Source organism: Streptomyces misionensis (assembly GCF_007896895.1).
In the GTDB taxonomy this organism is placed as follows: domain Bacteria; phylum Actinomycetota; class Actinomycetes; order Streptomycetales; family Streptomycetaceae; genus Streptomyces; species Streptomyces misionensis_A.
The window spans coordinates 210100-218938 of record NZ_VOGW01000087.1 but is presented as its reverse complement, the minus strand read 5'-3'; the positions used below and the strand labels follow the sequence as shown (position 1 = coordinate 218938).

The following is an 8839-nucleotide window of genomic DNA, read 5'->3' as shown; positions in this document are numbered from 1 at the left end:
GATGCCCGGTTCCACCAAGGCGATGGGCGCGCTCACGGCCGGCGCGCTCGTCGCCGTGACCGCCTACACGGCCGCGCTCGGCGGCGACGGCTGGCTCTGGTTCGGCTGGGTGGTGCTGGGGCTGCTGACCCTCGCCATGGCCGTCACCCAGTCGTAGCCGCGGCGCGCGTCCCCCGGCTGATTACAGTGCCCCCATGAACAGCAGGACGCCGTCCTTCGACGATCTCGACCGCAAGATCATCACCGCCCTGATGGCGAACGCCAGGAGCAGCTTCGCCGAGATCGGCGCGGCGATCGGGCTCTCCGCGACGGCGGTCAAACGGCGCGTGGACCGGCTGCGCGAGACCGGCGTGATCACCGGGTTCACGGCCACGGTGCGGCCCTCGGCGCTCGGCTGGCGCACGGAGGCGTACGTCGAGGTCTACTGCGAGGGCGCGGCCCCGCCCCGGCGCCTCGCGGAGGTCGTCCGCAATCATCCGGAGATCACGGCGGCCATGACGGTGACCGGCGGCGCCGACGCGCTGCTGCATGTGCGGGCGCGGGACGTGGAGCACTTCGAGGAGGTGCTGGAGCGCATCCGCACCGAGCCGTTCATCCGGAAGACGATCAGCGTGATGGTGCTCTCCCACCTCCTCCCGGACAGCCCGGAGGCGGGGGCCACCCAGGCGGCCCCGGAATGACCTCGCGAGCGACCCGCCGAACGACCGGTCGATGATCAGAAGTATGCGCAATAGCCCTGCGTGATGGGCCGGGACTACGCAGGAAAGCTGCACATCCACGCAGCTTTCTGCGCTTGTCGCGCGTTCGGCTTCCTTCCTACCGTGGTGTCATCCACCAGTGACAGACGGAAACCGGAGGAAACCCTCTGTGTCCGAAAGCCGTGCATCGCGCCCTCGGCGCTTCCTCGTCTGTGAACCCAGGCACTTCGCGGTGCAATACACGATCAACCCCTGGATGAACCCCGACCGGCCGGTCGACGTGGACCTCGCGCGGGACCAGTGGCAGGAGCTGATCCGCGCCTACCGCGCCCACGGCCACACCGTCGACTCCCTGGAGCCGGTGCCGGGCCTGCCGGACATGGTGTTCTCGGCCAACGCGGCGTGCGTGGTCGAGGGCCGGGTCTTCGGCTCCCTGTTCCACGCGCCGCAGCGGCGCCCCGAGTCGGTGCACTACGACACCTGGTTCAAGGCGGCGGGCTACGACGTGTACCGCCCCGAGGCGGTGTCCGAGGGCGAGGGCGATCTGGTGTGGACGGGCCGGTACATCCTGGCCGGGACCGGGTTCCGCACCACCCGCGAGGCGCATCGTGAGGCCCAGGAGTTCCTGGGGCACCCGGTGATCGGCCTGACTCTGGTGGACCCGTACTTCTATCATCTGGACACGGCGCTGTTCGTGCTGGACGACGCCAATGTCTGCTACTACCCCGAGGCGTTCTCGCCGGGCAGCCGCGAGGTGCTGCGGCGTCTGTTCCCGGACGCGGTGCTCGCCACCCGCGAGGACGCGCTCGCCTGGGGCCTGAACTCGGTGTCCGACGGCCGGCACGTGTTCATCGCTCCCCAGGCCGAGGCGCTGTGCGAGCGCCTCGCCGGCCATGGTTACGTCCCCGTCCCCGTCGACCTGTCGGAGTTCCACAAGGCCGGCGGCGGCATCAAGTGCTGCACCCAGGAGATCCGCTGATGACCGCACCCGCGCGCGCCCGTACGTCCGACGACCTGATCCGTGCGGAGGAACCGGTCCTGGCGCACAACTACCACCCGTTGCCGGTGGTCGTGGCCCGGGCCGAGGGCAGTTGGGTGGAGGACGTCGAGGGCCGCCGCTACCTGGACATGCTCGCCGGGTACTCGGCGCTCAACTTCGGCCACCGGCACCCGGCCCTGATCGAGGCCGCCCACCGCCAGCTCGACCTGCTCACGCTCACCTCTCGGGCGTTCCACAACGACCGGCTCGCGGAGTTCGCCGAGCGGCTGGCGGCGCTGACCGGCCTCGACATGGTGCTGCCGATGAACACCGGCGCGGAGGCGGTGGAGAGCGGCATCAAGCTGGCCCGCAAGTGGGCCTACGACGTCAAGGGCGTGCCCGCGGACCGGGCGACGATCGTGGTCGCGGCGGACAACTTCCACGGCCGTACGACCACGATCGTCAGCTTCTCCACCGACGAGACGGCCCGCGCGGGCTTCGGCCCGTTCACTCCGGGCTTCACGATCGTGCCGTACAACGACCTGGCGGCGCTGGAGGCGGCGGTCGACGACACGACGGCGGCGGTGCTGATCGAGCCCATCCAGGGCGAGGCCGGGGTGATCGTCCCGGACGACGGCTACCTCGCGGGCGTGCGCGAGCTGACCCGGCGCACGGGCTGCCTGTTCATCGCGGACGAGATCCAGTCCGGCCTCGGCCGCACCGGCCGCACCCTCGCGGTGGAGCACGAGGCCGTGGAGCCGGACGTGCTGCTGCTCGGCAAGGCGCTCGGCGGCGGCATCGTGCCGGTGTCCGCGGTGGTGGCCCGGCGCGAGGTGATGGGGGTGCTGCACCCGGGCGAGCACGGCTCGACCTTCGGCGGCAACCCGCTCGCGGCGGCGGTCGGCACGGCGGTGATCGAGCTGCTGGAGACCGGCGACTTCCAGCGGCACGCCGCCGAACTGGGCGTGGTCCTCAGGGACGGGCTGACCGAACTGGTGGGCAAGGGCGTCCTCGGCTTCCGCTCCCGCGGCCTGTGGGCGGGCGTCGACATCGACCCGGCGATCGGCACCGGGCGGGAGATCAGCGAGCGCCTGATGCACGAGGGAATCCTGGTCAAGGACACCCACGGCTCCACGATCCGTCTGGCACCGCCCCTGACGATCACCGGCGACGAACTGGTCTCCGCACTGGGGACTCTGGAGCGGGCGCTTCGCTGACGGGGCGGACCCCCAGGGGTCCGTCCCAGGGGCTGGGTCCGGGGTCCGGTGGGGGCTCTCCATCCGTGGGTGGAGGGCTCTCCATCGACCCGTGGGTGCTGGTGGCCGGTGGGGGGCGGGGCGCAGCCTGTGGGGCATGAATGCGCTGCGTCCGGCACTCGCTGCCCTCACCGGTGTCTGCGTCCTGGTCTTCCTCGCGGCGTGGCTCCTCGGTGCCGCCTACTTCGGCATCCGGGGCCACGCCGGCTTCCGCGGCATGCTGCGCGCCTCGCGGCCCGCCCTGCGGCGCCGGATGGCGTTCACCGCGGGCGTGGTCGTCTTCTCCTGGCTGATACGGCTCACGGGGAGGTTCTGGGACGGTCTCCGTTTCTGGCGGCCCGAACTGGCCCTGCCCGGCGCGCTGCTGGTCGTCGCCTCCACGGCCCTGCTGCTCTGGGCCCGCTGGGTGCTGGGCACCATGTGGGCGAGCGTCCCGACCGTCCGGCACCACCATGAGCTGCGCACGGACGGCCCGTACCGGCTGGTCCGCCACCCCATCTACACCGGCATGCTCGGCCTGATCACCGGCGGGATGCTGGCCTGCGGCTTCGGTGTCTGGGTCGCCTGCCTGATCGTCGCGGTCCCCTGGCTGCTGCGCCGCGTCCGGGTCGAGGACGCCCTGATGGCGGGCGAGTTCGGCGCCGCCTACGACGCCTACCGGCTCCGCGTCCCGGCGCTTCTGCCGGGCATACGCCCCGCCGCCCGGCCGTACTCGGACGGCGCCGACGGCCGGCCGTAGCAGGGGTGGTGATTGCGCCAAGCTCCCCGGTCCGGTTGCCGCCCGGGCCCCGTGGCAGCACGCTGTCCTCGCGGCCGAGCCGGGCCGCCGGAGTGAGGAGCGGCACCTTGTTCTACTGCCTCCTGAAGTACGTGCTGCTGGGTCCCCTGCTCAGACTGGTCTTCCGCCCTCGGATCGAGGGCCTGGAGAACGTGCCGGCGGCGGGACCGGCGATCATCGCCGGGAACCATCTCTCGTTCTCCGACCACTTCCTGATGCCGGCGATCCTGAAGAGACGCATCACCTTCCTCGCCAAGGCGGAGTACTTCACCGGGCCGGGGGTCAAGGGCCGGCTCACCGCGTTCTTCTTCCGCAGCGCCGGGCAGATCCCGGTGGACCGCTCCAGCAAGGAGGCGGGGCAGGCCGCGGTCCGCGAGGGCCTCGGGGTGCTGGGCAAGGGTGAACTGCTCGGCATCTACCCGGAGGGGACGCGCTCGCACGACGGCCGGCTCTACAAGGGCAAGGTCGGGGTCGCCGTGATGGCGCTGACGGCGGGGGTGCCGGTGGTGCCCTGCGCGATGATCGGCACCTTCGAGGCCCAGCCGCCCGGCAGGCTGATCCCGCGGATCCGCCCCGTCACCATCCGCTTCGGCAAGCCCCTCGACTTCTCCCGTTTCGCCGGGATGGAGGGCCACAAGACGGTACTGCGGGCCGTCACCGACGAGATCATGTACGCCATCCTGACCCTGTCCGAACAGGAGTACGTCGACCAGTACGCGGCCGTCGTCAAGACCCGGCAGTCCGCACAGCGGGGCGAGAAGCAACGCAGGTTCCCCCGGGCCCCTCTCGGCTGACGCCGACAAGACCGCCGGTCCGACCGGCACGGGAAGCGGAGGAGGCGCTCAGGACGCGCCAGGCCCCCGGTATTCGGCCGCGATGCCGAAGCGCTGGCGTTCGCGCGGAGCGGACGGGACGTCGCGGACGCGGGACACCGTGCTGGTCACCTGTTCCTCGCCCGGCTCCGCCGCGCCGTCGAGGGCTTCGAGGGCGTCGAGCCGCTCCAGGTCGGCGGCCGAGACCAGCGCGACCAGCGGCTTGCCGTGCCGGGTCACGACGACGCGCTCGCCGCCGTACACCACCCGGTTGATCAGGTCGGCGAGCTCAGCCCTGGCTTGGGTCACCGGAATCTCGTAGGCCATACCCCTAGTTTACGGGGCGTCCAGGCGTTCCATGTGAGTCCGAGAGGAACGAAAAAGCCCAGGTCAGAGGCTCGAAATACACCGTCTCACGCAGTGTCTGTGAGAGATCCGTGAGACGAAGAGCCGTCTGGTCGCACTGGATCCTGGCAGGTCTCCGGTGCAGTGGAACGCCCCGCTCGACCGGCCCTACGCAGAACTCCGGCCGGGCGGGTGCCTGCCCGTCGACGCATCGGGAGGCTGGTCGGATCTCCGCCCAGCCCCCATATCCTCGGGGCCGGTGGTCCTGCGAGGCCCCACCGGTAACACATCCGGTGGGGCCTCTCGGGCGTGACGTGATGACGCTCAATCGATCAGCGCCGTAACAATCCAAACCTCATATTCCTCAGTTGTCACTCCGCACGAAACGTGACCATCGAGGGACATCGCAACAAACTCCGGCTCCCCTTCAACGGAACCGAGTCGCTGAGCCGATCAAGACCGAATGCATCCGCAGCCGCGTCTTCGCCGCCAGGGCCGAAGCGAACCTCGCACGCTTCGAGTACATCGACGGCTTCCACGACCCCCGCCGCATCCAGAAACGGCTCGGCTACCTCAGCCCGATCGAGTATGAGGACATGCCCGGCGCCACGACGACCGCGGGGGAGCTCTACGCCCTGTGCGTCGCCCCCTCCCGCCCCGGATCCGGCGTCCGCCGCGTCCTCCTCGACGCCGCGCACGCGCATGCCCTGGACCGCGGCAGCGACCGGCTTCTGCTGTGGGTCCTCACCGGTGACGCCCCGGCGCGTTGTCTCCACGAACGCGTCGGGTACGTCACGGACGGCGCAGTCCGGACCGAAGACCACGACGGGGTGCCCGTAGCGGGATTCCGGTACTGCCGTGACTCCGATTGCTTTCCGGGCCGGATGCGTATCAGGATCTACCTCCCTGGGCGAACGGGGAGCACGACGGAGGGGATGCGGTGTGATCGAACTGGCATGCGTCATCAAGGATCTTCGGGAGGAGCTGAACCGGGCGATCGCCGCGGCGGACGGGGAGGCGTTACGGTTTGAGTTGGGCCCGATCGAACTGGAGCTGTCGGTCGCCCTGGAGCAGAGCGCCCACGCGCAGGGGAGGGTCCGTTTCTGGGTGGTGGACGCCGGGGCGGACTCCGGCGTGGGCAAGACCTCGACGCAGCGCATCTCGCTGACGCTGCAACCGACTCTGGCCGGTTCGAGCAGACCGGTCGCCATCTCGGGAGCCGCTGAGCCGAACGAGCGGTGAGTTCTCCCATGGGTGGCGAGCCGGAGCCCGACGGGCTCGATCTGCGGCGCGTGGTCCAGGTCGTGGTCACGGACGGCACCGGCAGGCTCCGGCTGGCGTCCGGTTACCGGGTGACCCGGGACCTGGTGCTCACGGCCGCCCACGCGGTGGATGACGCAACGTCAATTCTTGCGCGGTTCTTCACCGGTGACGGTGAGGTCTGGGAGGAGCCGGGCGAATCCGTCTGGGCGAACGCCGACGTGGACATCGCGCTGCTGAGGATCACGGTGGACGCGCGCCGTGGCGGACCGCTCGCCGCCTGCGTGCCCCCGGTGCGGTTCGGCCGTGTCGCGCCGATGGCGGAGGCGGACTGCGGAGCCCTCGGATTCCCCTGGTTCAAGCTGCGCGACAGCCGTTCCCCCGCTGCCGGCTCCTCGCCCGGCAGCCATGCCGCCACGACGTACCGGGACTCCCACTACGCACGCGGCCGCGCCACGGCCACCCTCCGTGAGGGCACCCTGGAGTTCAGCGTCCAGACCCCTCCGGGACCGCACGCCGACTCCGGCCGCTCGCCCTGGGAGGGCATGTCCGGGGCCCCGGTCTGGAGCGGCGGGCGCGTCATCGGAGTCGTGACCGCGCACTACGGCCGTGAGGGACCCGGCATGCTCACGGCCAGCCAGGTGGAGCGCTGGTACCGGCTGCTGACCGGGCCGCAGATCGAGGAACTGGCGCAGTTGATGGGCCTGCCGCGCAGGGCCGGCGAGCTCGACGAGGTTCCCGTGCCGACGCCGGCGTCCGACGGCCCAGCGGCGGAGGGGGAGTTGGGCAAAGCGGCCAGGGAACTCGCCGACCTGGTGCGCACCCAGTGGGAGGACGAGGAGGAGCGGCGGCAGGTGCACGACCCCTCACCCCTCCAGGTGCGGTTCCGGCAGGCGGCGGACGTCCGCTTCGACTACTGGGCCCACATCCGCCGTGTCCCCCTCTCCGCTGACCCCGGGCCGCTGCCGCTGGCGGACGAGCTGGACCAAATCGGGAAGGTCTACCGGTCCATTCCCTCCGGCCGACTGGTGGTGCTGGGCATCGCCGGGGCGGGTAAAACGATCCTGACCACGCGCTTCGTCCTCGGCCTGCTGAAGGAACCCGCCCGGGGGGACCGGGTGCCGGTGATCTTCGAACTGGGCTCCTGGGACCCGACCGCCATCCATCTGCGCGACTGGATGGCCGAACGGCTGGTGCGCGACTACGGCTTCGGCGGCGCGGCCCCGGACGGCAGGACTCTGGCCGACGCCCTGATCAAGGCGGGCCGGATCCTGCCCGTCCTCGACGGATTCGACGAGATCGCCCTCGATCTGCAGCCGAGGGCCCTCGAAGAGCTCAACCTCCTCGGCCCGATGCCGTTGCTGCTCACCAGCCGCACCGAGGAATACACCCGTGCCGTGGAGCGGACCGACGTGCTCACCGCCGCAGCCGTCGTCGAACTGGAGCTGCTCACCCTGAGCGACCTCGACGACTATCTGCCCGGCACCAGTCCGCCGGGCCCGGACGGCCGTTCCGGCTGGGCCCCCGTGCTGGACGAGCTGCGCCAACAGCCCCGCACCCGGGGCGCGGAGAACCTCGCGCAAGCGCTCCGCACCCCCCTGATGGTCACCATGGCACGCACCGTCTACGGTCACTCGGGCGAGCCCCACCCACGGGAGCTGCTGAACACCGAGAATTTCCCCGGGCCCGAGGACATCCAGAAGCATCTGCTGGCCGCGTTCCTTCCCGCCGCCTACCGCCCCCATGCCCGCACCACGGCCGGACCGCACCGCACCCGGCCGTGGAACCCCGACCCGGGCCGTGCCGAGCACTGGTTCCGCTACCTCGCCGCACACCTGACCGCACGCCGCACCCGCAACCTCGAATGGTGGCAACTCGGCACCATCATGAGCCGTTTCGCGCGCGTATGCGTGATCGGTTTCCTGGCCGCGCTGGCCTTCGGCGTGACGACCGGGGTCGGGAACATCCCCGTGGACCTGGTGGTGACCGACAACGGGCTCGGGTTCGCCGTCGAACGCGGGCTCGTCGTCGCGGTGTTGCACGGAGCCGTGGCCGGGCTGGGGTTCGGGGCCGTCTACGTGTCCGCGTACCGGGGGGACGTGACGCCGTCCCGCGTGCGGATACAGATCTTCGGCCGGAGAGGGGTGGCACACAACAGGTTCCTGCCCAGGTTCATGGCCGGGCTGGTGCTCGGGGCCCTGGCGGCGGGCACGCTGGTCCTGGTGGACCGCGGCATCGTCACCCGGCTCGGGCTCTCGGACGGGCTCGAAGACGCCTCTGGCCCGGCCACGTTCGTGTTCGTGCTCGGGTTCGGCCTCGCGATCGGGTTGGTCCTGGGGCTGATGGCGTGGCTGGAAGTCGCCGACGCCATCGACTCCGCCGTCAGCCCCGCCGCCCTGCTCGACAGCAACCGCAGGAACGTGCTCGTCCATCTCCTGATGTGGGCGATCGTCTTCGGGACGGGCGCGACGGCCGTCAACGTGTTCATCATGGGGCCCCTGCTCGGCGTGGGGGCCGGCCTCGTGTTCGGGCTCGAGGCGGCCTTCGCCGGCGGGCTCGGGTACGGGCTCAGCCTGACGGCCTGGGGGCAGTGGGTGGCCCTGGCACGGATATGGCTGCCCCTCACCGGGCGGTTGCCCTGGCGACTGATCACGTTTCTGGACGACGCCTGCGAGCGGGGCGTGCTGCGGCAGGCCGGCGCGGTGTACCAG

General features: G+C 71.0%; 9 protein-coding genes. 8 read left to right on the top strand and 1 reads right to left on the bottom strand.

The genetic code is table 11. The features are described from left to right. The first annotated feature begins 194 nt into the window (after positions 1-194). The 5 genes from FRZ03_RS15830 (at position 195) to FRZ03_RS15810 (ending at position 4505) form a co-directional block, all read left to right on the top strand. Positions 195-680: an Lrp/AsnC family transcriptional regulator gene (locus FRZ03_RS15830; protein ID WP_146465782.1), complete on the top strand. Its 486-nt coding sequence runs from the start codon at positions 195-197 to the stop codon at positions 678-680. A 187-nt stretch (positions 681-867) separates the two neighbouring features. Beyond that, positions 868-1677 (top strand): dimethylargininase, encoded by an 810-nt coding sequence (gene ddaH, locus FRZ03_RS15825; RefSeq protein WP_146465781.1) that lies wholly within the window; start codon positions 868-870, stop codon positions 1675-1677. After that, the gene (gene rocD / locus FRZ03_RS15820; RefSeq protein ID WP_146465780.1) at positions 1677-2894 is read left to right on the top strand and encodes an ornithine--oxo-acid transaminase; all 1218 of its coding nucleotides are present in this window, start codon (positions 1677-1679) and stop codon (positions 2892-2894) included. The genes ddaH and rocD overlap by 1 nt, the downstream gene beginning before the upstream one ends. 136 nt (positions 2895-3030) lie before the next feature. Beyond that, positions 3031-3672 carry a methyltransferase family protein gene (locus FRZ03_RS15815; protein ID WP_146465779.1) on the top strand — a complete coding sequence of 214 codons (642 nt, stop codon included), beginning with the start codon at positions 3031-3033 and terminating at the stop codon, positions 3670-3672. A 107-nt stretch (positions 3673-3779) separates the two neighbouring features. Then, positions 3780-4505, top strand: a complete 726-nt coding sequence (locus tag FRZ03_RS15810) for a lysophospholipid acyltransferase family protein (protein WP_146465778.1) — start codon at positions 3780-3782, stop codon at positions 4503-4505. Between the two features lie 48 nt (positions 4506-4553). Here FRZ03_RS15810 and FRZ03_RS15805 read toward each other — a convergent pair whose 3' ends face one another. Further along, positions 4554-4850 (bottom strand): type II toxin-antitoxin system Phd/YefM family antitoxin, encoded by a 297-nt coding sequence (locus tag FRZ03_RS15805; RefSeq protein WP_146465777.1) that lies wholly within the window; start codon positions 4848-4850, stop codon positions 4554-4556. A gap of 386 nt (positions 4851-5236) precedes the next feature. On the opposite strand from FRZ03_RS15805, the gene FRZ03_RS41210 reads away from it, so the two are divergent. The 3 genes from FRZ03_RS41210 to FRZ03_RS15790 all read left to right on the top strand — a co-directional run. After that, positions 5237-5899: a GNAT family N-acetyltransferase gene (locus FRZ03_RS41210; protein ID WP_186785437.1), complete on the top strand. Its 663-nt coding sequence runs from the start codon at positions 5237-5239 to the stop codon at positions 5897-5899. Continuing rightward, positions 5811-6110: a trypco2 family protein gene (locus tag FRZ03_RS15795; protein WP_146465776.1), complete on the top strand. Its 300-nt coding sequence runs from the start codon at positions 5811-5813 to the stop codon at positions 6108-6110. The genes FRZ03_RS41210 and FRZ03_RS15795 overlap by 89 nt, the downstream gene beginning before the upstream one ends. Before the next feature lie 8 nt (positions 6111-6118). Then, on the top strand, positions 6119-8839 hold a 2721-nt coding region (locus tag FRZ03_RS15790; protein ID WP_146465775.1), incomplete at its 3' end, for a S1 family peptidase.